The 16,646-nt window shown below is 66.8% G+C and carries 15 protein-coding genes; 10 read left to right on the forward strand and 5 right to left on the reverse strand.

Features of this window, described 5'->3' with window-relative positions; all coding sequences use genetic code 11:
- Positions 1 to 25: 25 nt before the first annotated feature.
- Entirely contained in the window at positions 26 to 1,069 is a 1,044-nt protein-coding gene (locus BMZ02_RS09245; RefSeq protein WP_091642600.1) for a CobW family GTP-binding protein, read from the forward strand.
- 2 nt (positions 1,070 to 1,071) lie between these two features.
- On the opposite strand, the gene BMZ02_RS09250 is transcribed toward BMZ02_RS09245, so the two are convergent.
- The 3 genes from BMZ02_RS09250 to aztA form a co-directional block, all read right to left on the reverse strand.
- Positions 1,072 to 1,911 (reverse strand): metal ABC transporter solute-binding protein, Zn/Mn family, encoded by an 840-nt coding sequence (locus tag BMZ02_RS09250; protein WP_216110779.1) that lies wholly within the window; start codon positions 1,909 to 1,911, stop codon positions 1,072 to 1,074.
- Positions 1,912 to 1,982: 71 nt separating this feature from the next.
- Complete coding sequence (locus tag BMZ02_RS09255; protein WP_091642603.1) at positions 1,983 to 2,849, reverse strand: metal ABC transporter permease; 867 nt, start codon at positions 2,847 to 2,849, stop codon at positions 1,983 to 1,985.
- Positions 2,849 to 3,589 (reverse strand): zinc ABC transporter ATP-binding protein AztA, encoded by a 741-nt coding sequence (aztA, locus tag BMZ02_RS09260; protein WP_091642606.1) that lies wholly within the window; start codon positions 3,587 to 3,589, stop codon positions 2,849 to 2,851. The genes BMZ02_RS09255 and aztA overlap by 1 nt, the downstream gene beginning before the upstream one ends.
- Before the next feature lie 345 nt (positions 3,590 to 3,934).
- On the opposite strand from aztA, the gene BMZ02_RS09265 reads away from it, so the two are divergent.
- Complete coding sequence (locus BMZ02_RS09265; RefSeq protein ID WP_091642609.1) at positions 3,935 to 4,252, forward strand: c-type cytochrome; 318 nt, start codon at positions 3,935 to 3,937, stop codon at positions 4,250 to 4,252.
- A 123-nt stretch (positions 4,253 to 4,375) separates the two neighbouring features.
- Positions 4,376 to 5,656, forward strand: a complete 1,281-nt coding sequence (locus BMZ02_RS09270) for a PQQ-dependent sugar dehydrogenase (RefSeq protein WP_091642612.1) — start codon at positions 4,376 to 4,378, stop codon at positions 5,654 to 5,656.
- Positions 5,657 to 5,728: 72 nt separating this feature from the next.
- On the opposite strand, the gene BMZ02_RS09275 is transcribed toward BMZ02_RS09270, so the two are convergent.
- Entirely contained in the window at positions 5,729 to 6,007 is a 279-nt protein-coding gene (locus tag BMZ02_RS09275) for an amidase family protein (protein ID WP_139209182.1), read from the reverse strand.
- A 195-nt stretch (positions 6,008 to 6,202) separates the two neighbouring features.
- On the opposite strand from BMZ02_RS09275, the gene BMZ02_RS09280 reads away from it, so the two are divergent.
- From BMZ02_RS09280 to BMZ02_RS09300, 4 genes are all read left to right on the forward strand, one after another.
- A complete protein-coding gene (locus tag BMZ02_RS09280) occupies positions 6,203 to 8,239 on the forward strand; it encodes a TonB-dependent receptor plug domain-containing protein (protein ID WP_216110781.1) in 2,037 nt (678 codons plus the stop codon).
- A gap of 53 nt (positions 8,240 to 8,292) precedes the next feature.
- The gene (locus BMZ02_RS09285; protein WP_091642617.1) at positions 8,293 to 9,450 is read left to right on the forward strand and encodes an HmuY family protein; all 1,158 of its coding nucleotides are present in this window, start codon (positions 8,293 to 8,295) and stop codon (positions 9,448 to 9,450) included.
- 55 nt (positions 9,451 to 9,505) lie between these two features.
- Positions 9,506 to 10,603 carry a hemin-degrading factor gene (locus BMZ02_RS18805; RefSeq protein WP_171909876.1) on the forward strand — a complete coding sequence of 366 codons (1,098 nt, stop codon included), beginning with the start codon at positions 9,506 to 9,508 and terminating at the stop codon, positions 10,601 to 10,603.
- A gap of 120 nt (positions 10,604 to 10,723) precedes the next feature.
- On the forward strand, positions 10,724 to 11,341 hold the full coding sequence (locus BMZ02_RS09300; RefSeq protein ID WP_171909877.1) for a TetR/AcrR family transcriptional regulator: 618 nt from the start codon (positions 10,724 to 10,726) through the stop codon (positions 11,339 to 11,341).
- Between the two features lie 70 nt (positions 11,342 to 11,411).
- Here BMZ02_RS09300 and BMZ02_RS09305 read toward each other — a convergent pair whose 3' ends face one another.
- A complete protein-coding gene (locus BMZ02_RS09305) occupies positions 11,412 to 12,632 on the reverse strand; it encodes an MFS transporter (RefSeq protein WP_091642625.1) in 1,221 nt (406 codons plus the stop codon).
- 253 nt (positions 12,633 to 12,885) lie between these two features.
- Between BMZ02_RS09305 and BMZ02_RS09310 the strand changes: the two genes are divergently transcribed.
- From BMZ02_RS09310 to BMZ02_RS09320, 3 genes are read left to right on the forward strand one after another with little or no spacing between them, the layout of a single operon-like run.
- Complete coding sequence (locus BMZ02_RS09310; RefSeq protein ID WP_091642627.1) at positions 12,886 to 15,027, forward strand: TonB-dependent receptor; 2,142 nt, start codon at positions 12,886 to 12,888, stop codon at positions 15,025 to 15,027.
- A gap of 26 nt (positions 15,028 to 15,053) precedes the next feature.
- Positions 15,054 to 15,560, forward strand: a complete 507-nt coding sequence (locus tag BMZ02_RS09315; RefSeq protein WP_091642630.1) for a sigma-70 family RNA polymerase sigma factor — start codon at positions 15,054 to 15,056, stop codon at positions 15,558 to 15,560.
- Between the two features lie 6 nt (positions 15,561 to 15,566).
- Positions 15,567 to 16,577 carry a FecR domain-containing protein gene (locus tag BMZ02_RS09320; RefSeq protein WP_216110783.1) on the forward strand — a complete coding sequence of 337 codons (1,011 nt, stop codon included), beginning with the start codon at positions 15,567 to 15,569 and terminating at the stop codon, positions 16,575 to 16,577.
- Positions 16,578 to 16,646: the final 69 nt, after the last annotated feature.

Here is a 16,646-nt window from a genome sequence, read left to right on the forward strand (position 1 = left end):
CAGACGCCGCCCGGGAGGCCACCCCATGCCCCACCCTGTTCCTGTCACGGTCCTTACCGGTTTTCTGGGTGCCGGCAAGACCACGCTGCTGAACCACCTGTTGCACCACCCGGAACTGACCGAGACGGCAGTGATCATCAACGAGTTCGGGGCCGTGGACCTGGACCACTGGCTGATCGAGGGTGGTGACGAGGAGGTCGTCACCCTGGGCCAGGGGTGCATCTGCTGCAGCCTCCAGGGCGACCTGGTCGGCACCCTGCGACGACTGTTCCAGCGGGCGGCGCAGGGCGAGATACCACGCTTCCGGCGCGTCCTCATCGAGACCACCGGGCTGGCCGACCCGGGGCCGGTGGTGCAGGTCCTGCTGCGCGACCCGTTGCTCGCCACGGAGACCCGGCTCGGCGGGGTCGTGACCCTGATCGACGCCGAACACGGCGAACAGACCCTGGACGCCCACCCCGAGGCGCGCCGCCAGGCCGCCATGGCCGATCAGATCGTGCTGACCAAGACCGACCGGATCTCCCCGCAGGCGGCCGCTGTCGCGGAACAGGCGCTCGCCGCACGGGGGATCTCCGCACCGGTGCTGCGTTCCGACGCCTCGGGCCCGCCCGACCCTCCGGCGCTCATCGAGCACGGGCTGGTCGCCCGGGCGCAGGACACCGTCCGCGACTGGTTGCAGCTCGAAAGCCTGGTGCCGGCCACTGGTCCTGCCGACACCGTGTCGCCCCTGATGGCCGGCGGCCACCAGGAAGCCGCCCACCACGACCACATCACCGCGGTGTTGCTGGAGCATGGCGAGCCGCTGGGGCTGGCGGAGCTGGAGGCATTCCTGGATACCGCGTGTGACCTGCTGGGCCCGCGCCTGTTGCGGCTCAAGGGCGTCGTGCTGGCACGTACCGACCCCGAGCGACCGGTGGTGGTCCACGCCGTGCGGGGCCTGCAGTATCCACCGGGCCGGCTCCCCGCCTGGCCCCGGGATGTCTCCGGGACCGCCATCGTCTGCATCGGTGAGGGCATCGATGCCGATGCCCTGCGGAATCTCTGGGACTACGCCATCACGCGTGCCTGACGTCAGGGGTCTGCCTCCAGCGCCTCAGCGATGACCCCGGCGTTGTGCTCCATCATGCGCGTGTAGGTCGGCGCCGGGCCATCCTCGGGCGACAGCGCATCCGAGTAGAGTGTCGGGCCCACCGTCATGTCGCTCTCTTCGGCAATCCGGTGCAACAGCCGGGCGTCGGTCAGATTATCCGGCAGCAGCGCGGCGACCCGGTGTGCGCGCGCCTCGCGCACCAGTTCCGCCACCTCGGCGGCAGACGGTTCCGCTTCGGTGCTGAGGCCACGGGGCGAGAGAAACTCGATGCCGTAGGCGTCTTCGAAATAGCCGAAGGCGGCGTGGCTGGTCAGGATGCGCCGCCGCTCCCGGGGAACTGCGGCGAGCGTCTCCCGGATTTGGTCATCCAGCGCCTCAAGCACGTCCAGATACGCGTCGGCCCGCTCCGCGTACGTCTCGGCATGGTCGGGATCCACCGCTTTCAAGCCATCACGGATGTTGCGCACATAGGTCCTGGCGCGGGCGACGTCCAGCCACGCGTGGGGGTCTGTATCACCGTGGCTGTGCCCGTCGTCGTGATGGTGATCGTGAGCATGATCGCCGGCGTCGATGGCATCGACACCGCGGGAGGCGGTCACCACGCGGGCTGAGCCACCCGCTACGTCCAGCAACCGATCCATCCAGCCCTCGAATCCAAGCCCGTTGCGCACCACAAGATCAGCCTCGGTGATCTTCCGTGCATGCGCCGGCGCCGGCTCGAAGGCGTGGCTGTCGCCATCCGGACCCACGAGCGAGGTAACCGCGACCCGCTCGCCGCCCACCTCGCGGGTGATGTCCGCGACGATGGTAAAGCTTGTCACCACGCGCACCTCGCCAGCCAAGAGCGGCGCGCTCACAAGGAGCAAGAGCATCAGAATCGACAATCGCATCATCAGGCTTCCAGGTGGCGGCGGAGTCGCAGTCGAGTGATCAGTCCGCCGTGGGGGCCGAACAGCACGGAGATGGCGTAGCCCATACCGGCCACCAGCACCACCGCCGGCCCCGATGCGGCACCCAGGTGGTAGGAAAGCAGCAGTCCCGCCCAGGCGCTGAGCAGTGCCAGCGCCGCGGCGGCGGCCATGAGGCCGGCCACGGTCCCTGCCCAGTACCGGGCCGCCGCGGCCGGCAACATCATCAGGCCGACCGCCATGAGCGTGCCCAGGGCGTGGAACCCCGCGACCAGGTTGAGCACCACCAGCCCCAGGAACAGCCCGTGATACAGGCCCCCGGGGCTACCGCAGGCGCGCAGGTACTCCGGGTCCAGGCATTCGGTCACGAGCCCACGGAAGAACAGCGCCACGGCCACGATGGTGGCGGTGGCCACGGACGCCACGAGCAACAGCCCGGCATCATCCACCGCCAGCAGGTTGCCGAAGAGCACGTGGACGAGATCGGTATTCGAACCTCGCACGGAGATCAGGAGCACACCCACGGCCATGGCGATCAGGTAGAAGGCGGCAAAGCTCGCGTCCTCGCGCTGACCGGTAAACCGGTGGACGCCCCCTGCGAGCAGGGCGACCAGCAGCCCGGCCACCACGCCCCCCGCGGTCATGGCCGCAACCGAGAAGCCGGCAAGCAGAAAGCCGATGGCAACCCCGGGCAGCACCGCGTGGGCCATGGCGTCGCCCACCAGGCTCATCCGGCGCAGCACCAGCAGGACACCGATGGGCGCCGCGCCGAGCCCGACGGCCATGCAGGCGACAAGGGCCCGCGCCATGAACCCGAACTCGGCAAAGGGCAGGAACAGGAGCTCCACCATCAGGCAGCGGACTCCCGGGTGCATTCGGCGGCCGAGTCATCCCAGGCCTCGGCCATCTGTCGCGCCCGAAAGAGGTTTCCGGCGCGCAGCACCTGTGCTGTCTCGCCCCAGTCCACCGCCGTGCGGGCCATCAGCAGCGTGCGGGGAAAGTGGGCCTTCACCTGTTCCAGGTCGTGCAGTACCGCGATCACCGTCCGCCCCTCGCCATGCCAGCGGGACACCACGCGGAGCAGGTCGGCGGTCGTGCGCGCGTCGATGGCGTTGAACGGCTCGTCGAGCAGGATCAGGGCGGCGTCCTGCAGGAGCACACGGGCGAACAGAACGCGCTGGAACTGGCCCGCCGACAGGGATGCGATGGAGCGCCCCTCGAACCCGCTCAGGCCCACCGCCGCCAGCGCATCGGCCGCCTGACGGCGCTGGCGTGCCGACACACCACCGAAAACACCGAGCCGGCGCCAGAACCCCAGCTCCACCATGTCCATCACACGCACGGGGAACGTGCGGTCGACCTCCGCCTGCTGCGGAAGATAGGCAAGCGGGCCACCGGAGATGCTTCGCTCCACCCGGCCCGATTCCGGGCGCATCAGGCCGGCGATGGTCTTGAGCAGCGTAGTCTTGCCGGCCCCATTGGGCCCGACCAGCGCCGTCAGCGAACCCGCGTCGAAACGCCCGCTCACGTGGTGCACCGCCGGATGGCGGTGATAACACACGGTCAGATCCTGCAGTTCGATTGCAGCCATTGCCCGGCCCCTAACCCATTGCCCAGTACACGCTGCACCACAGCAGGGCAACCACCGGCAGGACGCAGACAAGCCGCGCCACGGCGGCGAGCCCCAGCGCGGTATGTTGCGGTACGACCATCCTGAAACCTCCTGCTAGTGTTGTGCGATGTTATAACGTTACTATTTCTGGTTCAACGCTTCCGTTCGACGCCAACGCCAAGCGAAGCGGAGTTTTCCGCGTTGCAGCAGTGAATCCACCCGGATATCAACTACTTTAAAAACAGAGGGCGCCCGGAACACCGCGCGGTTGGCCGTTCAGGGCGCACGATCATTCTCAATGACAACCAACGGGTGGGCCCTTTAATGCACAGACACACGCTTCTCATGATCGGCACGGCTCTGGCACTGGTCACCGCGCCGGCACTGGCGGAGGACATCTCCGCGGGGGAAACGCTTTACGCAGAGTCCTGCGCAAGCTGCCACGGCAGCGCCGGGCGGGGCATGGGAAGCTTCCCCTCCCTGACCGGCCGCAGTGCCGACTACATCGCCGAGCGTCTCGAGCAGTACCGCGCAGGCGACCGCGTGGGGTCGAACACCGCCTTGATGGCACCCCACGCCGCTGAACTCTCGGATGATGAGATCGCCAACCTGTCGGCCTATATTTCCGGGGAATTCCAGTAACGCCGGGCCGTTACCGCCGGCGTCATGGACGGGCCGAGACGCCCTGCCCCGCCCCGACCCGCCGGCGTGCATCACTGCAAGTCGCACGACAAAAAGAAGTCCAACTGTTGGAGGAGAACACCCATGATTCGCCATATCACCAAAGTATCGCTGGGAGCCCTTGTGGCTTCTGCCATGGTTCACGGTGTTGCGGTGGCCGACGACTCGGATGCCGACGTGCCGAGCCTGAGCTACGAGACCGTCATGTCCGACCTCTCGGACCCGTGGGACATGGCCTTTCTGCCCGATGAAACCATGTTCTTTACCGAGAAGTGCCGGGGCCTGTCAGTCCGGCTTCCCGACGGCGACGTCAACGCCCTGCTCGGCATGGAAGACACCGAAGACTACGCCAGGACCGCGGACGACCTGTTCTGCTACGGCCAGGCGGGCATGAACGGTGTCGCCATCGATCCGGACTTCGACGAGAACCGCTACATCTACGTCTATTCGGCATCGAATCTCGAGACGCCTCACACCAACCGCGTGATCCGGCTGACGGTCAACGACGACCTCACCGAGGTGTCGGACCGGGTCGACATCATCGAGGACATTCCCTACAAGCAGGAGGAGAGCGACCACCCGTTCGGCGATGCCGGCGCCCACAACGGCGGGCGCATCCGCTTCAGCCCGGGCGATGGCTACCTGTATGTCACCACCGGGGATAACCACAACGGTGAAATCCCGCAGGACCCCACCAGCCTGGGCGGCAAGGTGCTGCGCGTGGACCGTGACGGCGAAGCGGCGCCCGACAACAACGAGGGCGGCGATTTCGACCCGCGCATCTTCACCTACGGTCACCGCAACGTGCAGGGCATCGCCTTCCAGCCCGGCACCGACACGCCGTTCGTGGCAGAGCACGGCCCCTGGCATTCCGACGAGGTGAAGGCGCTGACGGCGGGCGGCAACGCCGGCTGGGATCCGCGCCCCAATGTCGCCGGCCGTGGTGACTGCCCCGACGACTACTGCGGCTACATGCCGAACCAGATGGAGGGCATGGACGCGGAGGAACGCATGGCCTACATGCCCATGACGGACCTGGAGCAGTACCCGGACGCCATCCGCCCGGCCTGGACCAATGACGGCCTCTCCCAGGGCATGTCATCCGCCGTGTTCCTCACCGGCTCCCAGTGGAAGGACTGGGACGGCCGCATGGCGGTTGGCTTCCTGGGTATCGGGTTCGGCGACACCGCCGAGGGGCACCGGATCGACGTCCTCGACATCGCCGATGACGCCCTGTCGGTGGAGGTTACCACCATGGATCTGCCCATGGGTCCGGGCCGGTTCCGCTCCCTTGTGCAGGGGCCGGACGGCAACCTGTACGTGGCCCGTGACGAGGGTGAGATCTACCGCGTCACCCCCGAGTAATCACGACCGGCCCGCACTGCCACGGGGCAGTGCGGGCCACCCTCAATAGCCCCTCGCCGGACAGTGCACCGATCACCGGGGATAGCCCGGCAGGTCGGCACCTCGCCCGAGCACACCCTCCAGGCTGGCACCCAGGCGTAGCAGGTGTGCCTCCCGCCACGGCCCTGCCAGAAGCTGAAGGCCCACGGGCATGCCGGCGACGCCGGTCATGGCCGCCGGCACGCGCACGGAACCGGCGGTATCCGTGCCCAGGGCGAGGCGGGCGCTGCCCTCCAGCAGCGACACCCCGGCGTCGCGCAGCGCGGCGTAAAGCCTCGGAAGGGAGTGCGTATCTGGGTTGCTTGCAGTCATTGCAGCAATGTATCAGAGGCGGCCCAGGCGTGCGCCGCCGGGACCGGCGCGCCCACAACGCCTGCAGAGACGCACCGGGCAGCGTGCCGGTTGCCCCTTGAACCGGAGAACCTGAATGCGAATGATTCTCATTGACAGACCGTTGCTGTCAGTAGAAAATGCGTCTCATTCGTGTTCAACCATCAGGGATCGACAGTGAACTCCGCAAGGCACCCGGTGTGCTTCCCGGCAACAGCGCTCGGCCTCTCCACCGCGATATGCCTCGCCACCCTGCCCTCGGTGGCCCTGGGGTCCACCGGTGAGCAGGCGGCCGTGACAGGCCTGGACACACTGGTGGTTACCGGGACACGGACACCCCGCCCCGTTCTGGACACACCCGTTCGGACAGAGGTGGTATCGAGGGAGGAAATGGCGCGCACCCATGCACGCAGCCTCGGGGACGCTCTGGAGAACGTGCCCGGTATCCAGCTCCGGGAGATTCACGGCAAACCGGGTGAATCCGTTTCCCTGCAGGGGCTGGGTGGCAATCAGGTGCTGGTCCTCGTGGACGGCCTGCCGGTCAGCGCCAGTACCGGCTCGACCGTGGACGTGACGCAGCTCGCGCTCACGGAAGTCGAACACGTCGAAATCGTCAAAGGGGCGACCTCAGCCCAGCACGGCAGCGCTGCCATGGGCGGGGTCATCAACGTGATTACCCGGGACGTCCAGCCGGGACTGTCCGGGATGGTCCAGGGCGACCTCGGCACCTACGGAGACCAGAATCCCTCCGGACGCTCGGTGGACGCCGCCAGACGCAGGGGCAGTGCACGGATGGACGCGGGAACGGACGCACTGCGCCTCCGCGTCGCCGCAGACCGGCGGGAAACCGACGGGGTCGACCCGGACACCAGCAGCTGGGGGCAGCCGGCGGACGCCGTCGACCGGGACCAGATCGATGCCCGGGCCGAGTGGCACCCCTCCCCTGCCGGCCGGTTCTACCTGCACGGAAGCCGATTCCAGGAGGATAGCGAGAGTCGCTATCTCCGGCAGCTTCCCGGGCAACAGATCCGTCAGCGCGGTGTCGAGGACGTGCGCCGTGACCGTGTCACCGCCGGGGGGCGATGGGGGTGGGACAACGGCGCCGGCATCCAGATCAACGGCATGACGGAGCGTTTCCGGAGCGACACCCTGAAGCACGCCGGCGGAACCTCCTTCGATGATCGCCGCGCGAAGCTCGACCAGGATCATGTCACCCTGCAGGCGGACTTGCCTCCCGTCGATAACCACTTCCTGCAAGTGGGGGGTGACCTGCGGCGGGAGACCCTCTCCCAGACCAAGGACGGTATCTCCGAGCTGGAAGGAACGGGAGGGGTCTCCCGGGGGAGTGACGAGCTGTATGTGCAGGACGACATCTTCCTCGGCTCGACGGTGGAACTGTTACTCGGCCTGCGCTTTCAGGATGACTCCGACTTCGGCAGTCACACGGCCGGCAAGGCCAATCTCCGCTGGCACGCCCTGAGAACCGCTGACTGGCACGGCACCCTGCGCCTCGGCTGGGGGCAGGGCTACCGTGTGCCCGACCTCAAGGAACGCCACTACCGCTTCGATCACAGCCAGCTCGGGTATGTGGTCCTGGGTAACCCGGATCTCGAACCGGAGGCTTCGGACAGCTACCAGTTGGGCTGGTCCATGGACTGGCGACAGCAGGCGTGGTTCGAGGTCAACCTGTTCCACAACCGGCTTCGCAATCTGATCCAGGTCGACAGCGGCAACGCCACCATCCGGGGAGACGGTGTTCAGGAGTTTCGTTACGCCAATGTGGACAGGGCCATCACACAGGGCGTGGAGACGGTAGCGAACGTGCGTGTCAGCCCGACCCTGGAATTGAACACCGGCTACACCTTTACCGATACCGAGGACCGCGAAAGCGGTCGTGAGCTCACCCGCCAGCCCCGTCACCAGGGACGCTTCGGGATCAACTGGCAGACCAGCGACCGGATCGACGTCAATCTGCGCGCCCGCTACCAAAGCAGTGAGCAGGTCGATAGCGAGCACGACGACAGCCGCTCGCCCGGATGGACCACCGTGGACGTCGGCATGAACCTCCGGGCGACACCCCGCCTGCACCTCTTCGGCGGTGTCGACAACGTCTTCGATACCCAGCGGGATTTCGGCGACCCGGACGATTTCCGCCCGGTTACAGGCGCGTTCGCCTATCTGGGAGCCCGTTACGAATTCGGCGGCGCGCATTGAAGGAGACCGGACATGGGCACAGCCGGCAGGTCCATCGACAAGGAGTTGACACCATGACAACGAGAACCAGCGCCACCACCGTCTTCTGCATCGCATGCGCCTCACTGCTCAACGGCTGCTTCGGCGGTTCGTCGTCCGGTAGCGGCGCGGGCGACGACAACGATGGCGTGCAGCCGGAGGACGTCCAGGTCCGCCAGTTCGACGCCAGCGACCACGATGAGCCGGTGCATGTGGACCTGAGCACCGGGGAGGTGTTGACGCTGAGCGCTGGAGAAGCCGCCGATTCCGAGGCGTGGGACATCGCGCTCCAGCGTCACCAGATCAGCCTCAACGGTGGCACCTCCGGCCCCGGACGGGTACAGGGGGCACTCCTGGACGGCCAGGCGAGTTTCTATAACGAGGACGGCACACCCAATGCCAGCGTATTCACCAACACCGGCGCCGCCGACACCCTCGACGCCCTGCTCGCCCCGGTGGACGCCGTCGACAGCGGCGACTGGGTCCTGGACAGCATCACCACCGAATTCGGTGACGACTGGTACATCTACGACTTCGCAACCGGCGAGTTCCAGCCGGACCCGGACAACGGCTGGTTGCTGCGCTCCGGGACCGGTGACAGCTACGCCCGGGTCCGCATTACCGAACTGGACTTCGATTCCCGGGCCGGAGACGGCGTCGAGCATTTCCGTTTCGAGTTCGACGTCCAGGTGCCGAATACCCAGCAGTTCACCGAAACCGCGGTGTTCACCGGCAGCCTTCCAGGCGGGGGCGGTGATCTCTGTTTCGACGTTGACTCGGACGCCACCGCCGATTGCTCGGGTGTCGACTGGGATATACAGATCGGGTTCCAGGGCCAGGACTTTTACCTTCGCAGCAACAGTGGCGTCAGTGGTGACGGCGATGGCGGTGTGTTCGGCCCGTTCCCATGGTCGGAGCTGGAGGCCTACGACAGCGCAACGGTCACGCCGTCAGGGGAATCCATCGCCGGTCACTACCAGCCGGATGCCAGCACCGGGATCTTCGACGCCTACAGCTGGTACGCCTACAACCTGACCGGGCAGCACCAGCTCTGGCCCAACTATCGCGTCTACCTGATCGACAGCGACCACGACGAGGACGCAGCGGCGCAGTATGCGCTGCAGGTCATCAACTACTACGACGGGACCGGTGACAGCGGCCACCCGGAGCTCCGCTGGCGCCAGGTGGATTAATCAGCCGACCTGGTGTCGAGCACCCTTCCAAGGCATGGCTCAGGAGGATCACGGCATGACACTGGACATCCAGGCCCGAACGGTGGCACACAGTGCCGCCCATCATCATGGCCGGGGCGATCTGGCAAACGCGTGGCAGAGGTTGCGGAACAGGGAACCGCGCGTGCGTATCCGTAATGCGGCCCATCGACTGGGCGTCACCGAGCTGGAGCTGCTGCTCACCGACCCGCCGCACCGCGTCCGCATGCTGGACCCGGAGTTTCAACGCATCTATACCGCACTGTCCCAGCTCGGCCCCGTCATGACGCTGGCACGCAATGACCAGGTCGTGCACGAAACCACCGGCACGGTCGGACAGTTCACGACCGGGAGCAACGGCAACGTCGGATTCTGCCTGGGGGAGATCGACCTGCGCGCGTTCTTCCGGCACTGGGCTTACGGCGTCGCGCTACGGGATGACAGTGCCAGTCGCAACAGGCGCTACAGCCTGCAGTTCTTCGATCGCGCCGGCGCTGCCGTCCACAAGGTCTTTGCGCTGGAAGAAACCGACATGGCGGCGTGGCACCGGTTGGTCTCCCGGTTCACCGCCGTGGATCAGCGCCCGGAGCTGGAGTTCGAGCGGCCATTATCGCGGTCGACAGACCGCGGTGGCGGCAACGTGGATGTCGAGGAGCTGGCTCGCGACTGGAGTGCCCTCACCGATATTCACGAGTTCGGTACCGTGTTGCGCCGTCACGGGATCTGCCGGCTCCACGCCGTGGAACTCATGGATGGCCGCTGGTGCTGGCAGCTGCCGGCTGACAGCCTGGAACGCCTGCTCCATGCCGTGGCGGACACTGCAGTACCGATCATGGCGTTCACGGCGAACCGCGGTCTGGTCCAGATATTCACGGGTTCCGTTCACCGGGTGCGCCGTAGCGGCGAGTGGATCAACATCCTCGACGAGCGTTTCCATCTGCATGCACGCACCTCCGAGATCCAGGCGATCTGGCGGGTGGTACGGCCTTCCGCCGACGGCGACATCACCTCACTGGACTGTTTCAACGCTGCCGGGGACCTGGTGCTTACCATTTTCGGAGAGCGCAGGCCCGGCCATCCGGAGCTCCCCATGTGGCGGGACCACATGCGGTTGCTGGAGGAGCGCTACCGTTGATCCGAACGGCACAACCCGTCGGTGCGCTTCGCGGGGCATGCCGGAATACGGGAACTGATGATGCCAGGCGCCTTCAGGGCGTACTATGGTGCGGACACGGCCGCCGCACGGATACAGCCCATGCCACCCTCCACCCCCCTGGTGTTCAAGGATATTGGCGTAGAACCGTCACCTGCAGAGGGTGGCCGGGCCAAGGCATCCGCCCGCGACCGCCTTCTCCGCGCGGCCGGGGAGCTCTTCTACGAACACGGGATCGGCGCGATCGGCGTGGATGCGATCGTCGAGCGGGCCGGTGTCGCCAAGATGACCCTGTATCGCAATTTCCGCTCCAAGTCGGAGCTGGTATGCGCCTGGCTCGAACGGCGCGATCAAGGGTGGCAGGCGCTCTTCGAGCGCACCGTACTGGCATCGGACCGGGAACCTGGCGACAAGATTCTCGCGATCTTCGATGTCCTTGAGGAGTGGTTCAACTCGGACGATTTCCAGGGGTGCGCATACATCAACGCCGACGCCGAGCGCGTTGACGCCGACGCGCACACGGTCATCCTTCGTCACAAGCAATCGATGCACGACATCTTTCGGACCCTGGCGAAAGAAGCGGGGCTCGATGCTCCCGAAAGCGTCTCCGAACAGCTCTTCCTGCTCATGGAAGGCAGCATGGTCACCGCCCGCGTTCAACGGTCGTCCTGGCCCGCAGCAGCCGCTCGCGCCGCCGCTGCCCGGATCATCGGGCAGTAACAGCCGATGGCCGGGCCACACGCCCCGCGGGCGGTCTGGTGCAACCCGCCGTTCTTCAAAGCCGGACCGGTTACCTTGTACGGGGCGCTTCTGCGTCGACGCCCGTGGGCAGGATGACGAGCAGACTGAGCAAGGCGATGCCGGACAGGATGATCAATACCGCCGTGTAGGCCTCGAGAAGATCAACGCCCAACCCGGCCAGAAGCGGCCCGGTCGCCGCCCCCAGAGCCACCGCGGTATAGACGATCCCCAGAAGCCGCGCCAGCGCGTCCTGACCGAACAGGGTCGCGAGGACGACCGGGGTCAACGCGATATAGGCACCGTAACCGGCCCCGATCACGACCGCGAAGACGACCAGCCAGGTGTAACTGTCCGCCGCCAGGAGCCAGATCAGGAAGCTTGCGCTGATCAGGGCAAAACACCCCTTGTACAGACCGAGCTGTGGCAGACGATCCCCCAGTGGGCCAACGATGAGGCGTCCGATGACACTGGACAGGCCGAGAATTCCCACCAGCCCCGCCGCGTGCACGGGTTCGATACCGGCTGCTTTTGCGGCTGCGGGCAAGTGCACGAAGGGTACGTAGAGAACAACGTTCAGCAACAGCGTTGCCAGATACACGCGAGCGAACCGTCGACTGCGCCACGCCCGCCCGGCCAGGGCCGCGCGCTTCGGCGCCCTTGCAGGCGCCGGGTACAGCAAGCCCGCCATCAGCAGCACCATGGCTACAACAACGGCATAGAGGTCATACACGCCACGCCAGCCGAAGAGCTCGATCAACCACGCGGACAACGGTGGCACCCCGAGCGTCCCGAGGCCGATTCCGGACACGGCGACCCCCAGGGCCATGGCCTGGGAGCGGTCGAACCAGCGGCCCACCGCCGCCACGACCGGCACGTAGATACACCCGACGCCGATACCAACCCCGAGGCCATAGGTCACATAGGCGTGGAGCAATGACGGCGCCCGCGCCGTACCTGCCAGCCCCAGCGCCATGATCAGCCCCCCGGCAATGAGCAGCGGCTTCGGCCCCACCCGGTCGGACAACGGTCCGGAGAGACACCCCAAACCAAAGAAAAGCAGCGAGGTAACGGAGAACAATCCGGCCGCGCTGGCGCTTTGGGCACCGAACTCCTGCGTGATCGAGGAGAAGAACACGCCGTAGCTGTAGGCCACGCCGAATGCGAAGAACAGCGCCACCAACGACAGACCGCAGGCGAACCAGGCGGTGGTGGAGTCGACCCCACGCCGGTCCGGTGCCGCCTCTTCCGGCGTGTTGTCGACAATGCTCATTGCCATTACCCCCCATGGCTCAAACCATGGGCATACGTTACTGACCGGTCTCCCTCATTTGCAAGTGCCTATTTCCGTTTCGATGACGCGGCCGACCGGGTCCCGTGCTCCTCAGCTTGTAAAGCGGATTACGAATCATTATCATTCGCGTCACATTTCATATCTGAACCGGGCTCCCTCAACCCCGCGTCGACCGGACCGACGCCCGGCTGCCGCAAGGCACGCTCACTCCACCATTCAGGGAGGACACAGCATGGAACCGCCCCACAAGGCGCGTATGCTTCCACTCATCTCTCTCTTTCTGGGTGTGAACCTACCGCTGACCACCTCCACGGCGTTAGCCCAGGACGAACAGGCTGCAGCGCTTTCGCCACTGGAGGTCTCTGCCACCCGTAGCCGGGCGGAGGCCGGGCAGACGCCGCAGAAGATGACGGTCATCGACCGCGAACAGATCGAGCAGCAGCTGGCCATCACCAGCGACCGCGGCCAGATCCTGAGCAACCTGATCCCCGGCTACTCGCCCAGCCGCCAGAAGATGACCAACTCCGGGGAGACGTTCCGCGGCCGCTCGCCGCTGGTCATGATCGACGGCGTGCCGCAATCCAATCCGCTCCGTGACAGCTCCCGCGACAGCTACACCGTGGACCTGGACATCATCGAGCGTATCGAGGTGATCCACGGCGCCAGCGCAGAGCACGGCCTGGGCGCCACCGGCGGGGTCATCAACCTCGTGACCAAGAGCGCCGACGGCGGCCCGGTGAACCAGCGGGTGGCGGCCAGCATCACCGCCGGCACCGACCTCTCCTCCGAGGGGCTGGGCCACAAGCTGGGCTATCAGAGCAGCGGCCAGAGGGAGGACTGGGACTACCTGCTGGCCCTGACCCGCCACGAGCACGGCGCCTTCTTCGATGGCGACGGCACGCGCGTCGGCGTCGACCCGGTCCAGGGGGACATTCAGGACTCCACCAGCTACGACATGTTCGGCAAGCTCGGCTACTGGCTGGACGAAAACCAGAACCTGCAGCTGTCCATCAACCGCTTCGAGATGCACAACGACGGCAACTACGCGCTGGTGGACGGCGACCGTGACGCGGGCGAACCAACCACCTCCCGGCGCGGATCACCTGACGGCCAGTCCCCCTACAACCGGGCAGCCACGGCCAACCTGACCTACTCCCACGGCAACTGGCGCGGCAACGAACTGGATGCACAGCTCTACTACCAGCGCTTCCGCGCCCAGTTTGGCAGCTCGCCGCACTTCCCCTACCAGGACGCGGACGGCAACGAACGCCTCGACCAGACCCGCAACGAATCGGACAAACTGGGGGCGAAGTTCACACTGCGCCGGGAGGGCCTGCTCAACAACCGGCTGGGGATCGCCACCGGTCTCGACCTGATACAGGACAAGACCCGACAGACGCTGGTACAGACCAACCGCGACTACGTCCCGGAAACCCGCTACCGCAACATCGCCGCCTTCCTGCAGGGGGAGTTCCAGCTGCTGGAGCCCCTCGCCCTGCACGCCGGCGTACGCCAGGAATACGCCCATCTGGACGTGGACTCGTTCAGCACCATCGATCGCGACGACGTCACCCAGGACAACGTGTCCGTAGGGGGCGGCCAACCCAGCTTTGACGAGACACTGTTCAACGTCGGCCTGGTCTACCAGGCAACGGATTGGGCCCAGCTCTTCGCCAACTACTCGGAAGGCTTCGGCATGCCGGACGTGGGCCGGGTGTTACGCGGCATCGACGAACCTGGGCGCGACGTGGACGAGCTGCTGGAACTCGACCCCATCGTCACCGACAACATCGAGATCGGCACGCGCATCAACTGGCACCCGGTCAACCTGGAGGTGAGCTACTTCCAGTCCAACTCCGACCTGGGGCAGCGGCTGGAGCAGCGGGACGGCGTCTTCGTGGGCCAGCGGGAGAAAACCGAGATCCAGGGCGTGGAAGTCAGCGGTCGCCTGCAGGTCAACGACAGCCACCGCCTCAACGCATCCTGGGCGCGCAGCCGCGGCAAGTCCGACACCACCGGCGACGGCCGCGTGGACACCCGGCTCACCGGCATCGACATCGCCCCGGAGCGCCTGAGCGTGGGCTGGGACGCCGGCTGGACACCCCGGCTCGCCACCCGGCTCCAGGTCAATCACTCGTTCAGCAAGCGCTTCAGCGACCAGCCCAACCCCAACCTGGACCGCTTCGACGGCCACACCCTGGTGGACGCCTCCGTCGCCTACCAGCTTCCGGCGGGCAGCATGCGCCTGGGGGTCGAGAACGTCCTGGACGAGACGTACTTCACCTACTATTCGCAGACCGCGCGGGACGGCGACGACCAGTACTTCCGCGGCCGCGGGCGCACCGTGACCCTGGGCTACAGCCTCGATTTCTAGGCCAAAGACTCCGGAGCAACCACGCCATGACCGCCTGCCGACAGCTCTACGAGGACCACGGCGACTGGCTGTACCGGTTGCTCCGCCGTCGCCTGGGCAACGCAGCGGATGCGGCCGACCTGGCCCACGATGCGTTCCTGCGCCTGCTGGCGCGGCCGCGCCGGTTCGACAGCTTCGATGGTGCCCGTGCGTATCTGAGCACCATGGCCAGGGGGTTGTGTGTGGACCTGTGGCGCCGCCGGGAGATCGAGCAGGCCTACCTGGAGACCCTCGCCGCCGCGCCGGTGCCGGTGGCGCCCTCGGCCGAGCAGCAAACGGCCGTCATCCAGGCCATCGCCGAGATCGATTCCATGCTCCGCACGCTGCCGGACAAGGCCGCCCGCGCCTTCGTGATGGCCATGGTGCTGAACATGACCGACCGGGAAGTCGGGCAGGCACTGGGGGTCTCCGACCGCATGGTGCGCAAGTACGTGGCCCGAGCCATGCTGCACTGCGCCGCCCTGGAGACAGACCTCCTACACGGGGAGCCGTGATCGACCATGTCCGGCCACGACACCCCCGCCACCGAGTCCGTGTCCCACGCCGCCCTGGAGGCCGCCGCGGAATGGTTCGCCCTGTTACGCTCCGCCCCCGCGGACAGCGACCTGCGCGCCCAGTGGCAACAATGGCTGGAGGATGACAACGCGCACCGGGAAGCGTGGCACTACGTGGAGGCCGTCGGTCGCCGATTCCAGGCCTTGCAGGGCACCACGGGCCCGCACACCACGGCGTCCACCCTGGACCGCGTTCGCGGACGCCGGGTCAGCCGGCGCCAGGCCCTGGGCAGCCTGGCGGGCCTGATCGGCACGGGCATGGTGGCCTGGGCCAGCTGGCGTCACACACCACTACCAGGGTTGGTGGCGAACTGGCAGGCGGACTACCGAAGCGCCGTCGGCGAGATACGCCAGGTACGGCTGGACGACGGCAGCCGCCTGTGGCTGAACACCGCCAGCGCCGTCAACACGGCTTTCAGTCCCTCACTGCGCCGGCTGCGCCTGGTTACCGGAGAAATCCTTGTAGAGACCGCCGGCGACCCGGGCCGCCCGTTCATGGTGGACACCGACCACGGCAGTCTGCGCGCCCTGGGGACCCGCTTTACCGTGCGCGGGAATCAGGACGCCACCCAACTGGTCGTGTTCGAGGGCGCGGTGGCCATCAGGCCCGACGGCACCGCCGGGGAAACCGTGGTGCACGCCGGTGAGCAGGCCCGCTTCAATAGGGATGGCCTACTCTCCCGTGGCACGGCCGACGCGACCCACGATGCGTGGTCCCGGGGCGTGATCCTCGCTCGCGACACGCCCCTGGACGAGCTCGTCGCCGAGCTGGCCCGCTATCAACGGGGTCATCTCGGTGTGGACCCGGACGTCGCCGGCCTGCGGGTTGTCGGCGGCTACCCGGCACAGGACACGGAGCGGTCCCTGGCCATGCTGGCCGACGTCCTCCCGATCACCATCCACCGTCCCCTTCCCTGGTGGACCACCATCAAGGCCGCCAACGACTCTCCTCCGTAACGCCCCGCGGTTCCGGGTTTGCCTTCCCCGTTCGATTCCCAGGACAGAAGCGCACGTCCCACGATCACC

This window comes from Aquisalimonas asiatica (genome assembly GCF_900110585.1).
GTDB lineage: Bacteria > Pseudomonadota > Gammaproteobacteria > Nitrococcales > Aquisalimonadaceae > Aquisalimonas > Aquisalimonas asiatica.

Excerpts from the sequence above, each read along its gene's own strand:
- BMZ02_RS09275 (WP_139209182.1), bottom strand. The coding sequence starts at position 6,007 with ATGACTGCAAGCAACCCAGATACGCACTCCCTTCCGAGGCTTTACGCC.
- BMZ02_RS09265 (WP_091642609.1), top strand. The coding sequence starts at position 3,935 with ATGCACAGACACACGCTTCTCATGATCGGCACGGCTCTGGCACTGGTC.
- BMZ02_RS09270 (WP_091642612.1), top strand. The coding sequence starts at position 4,376 with ATGATTCGCCATATCACCAAAGTATCGCTGGGAGCCCTTGTGGCTTCT.
- BMZ02_RS09310 (WP_091642627.1), top strand. The coding sequence starts at position 12,886 with ATGGAACCGCCCCACAAGGCGCGTATGCTTCCACTCATCTCTCTCTTT.
- BMZ02_RS09245 (WP_091642600.1), top strand. The coding sequence starts at position 26 with ATGCCCCACCCTGTTCCTGTCACGGTCCTTACCGGTTTTCTGGGTGCC.
- BMZ02_RS09255 (WP_091642603.1), bottom strand. The coding sequence starts at position 2,849 with ATGGTGGAGCTCCTGTTCCTGCCCTTTGCCGAGTTCGGGTTCATGGCG.
- BMZ02_RS09285 (WP_091642617.1), top strand. The coding sequence starts at position 8,293 with ATGACAACGAGAACCAGCGCCACCACCGTCTTCTGCATCGCATGCGCC.
- BMZ02_RS09300 (WP_171909877.1), top strand. The coding sequence starts at position 10,724 with ATGCCACCCTCCACCCCCCTGGTGTTCAAGGATATTGGCGTAGAACCG.
- BMZ02_RS09305 (WP_091642625.1), bottom strand. The coding sequence starts at position 12,632 with ATGAGCATTGTCGACAACACGCCGGAAGAGGCGGCACCGGACCGGCGT.
- aztA (WP_091642606.1), bottom strand. The coding sequence starts at position 3,589 with ATGGCTGCAATCGAACTGCAGGATCTGACCGTGTGTTATCACCGCCAT.
- BMZ02_RS18805 (WP_171909876.1), top strand. The coding sequence starts at position 9,506 with ATGACACTGGACATCCAGGCCCGAACGGTGGCACACAGTGCCGCCCAT.
- BMZ02_RS09320 (WP_216110783.1), top strand. The coding sequence starts at position 15,567 with ATGTCCGGCCACGACACCCCCGCCACCGAGTCCGTGTCCCACGCCGCC.
- BMZ02_RS09315 (WP_091642630.1), top strand. The coding sequence starts at position 15,054 with ATGACCGCCTGCCGACAGCTCTACGAGGACCACGGCGACTGGCTGTAC.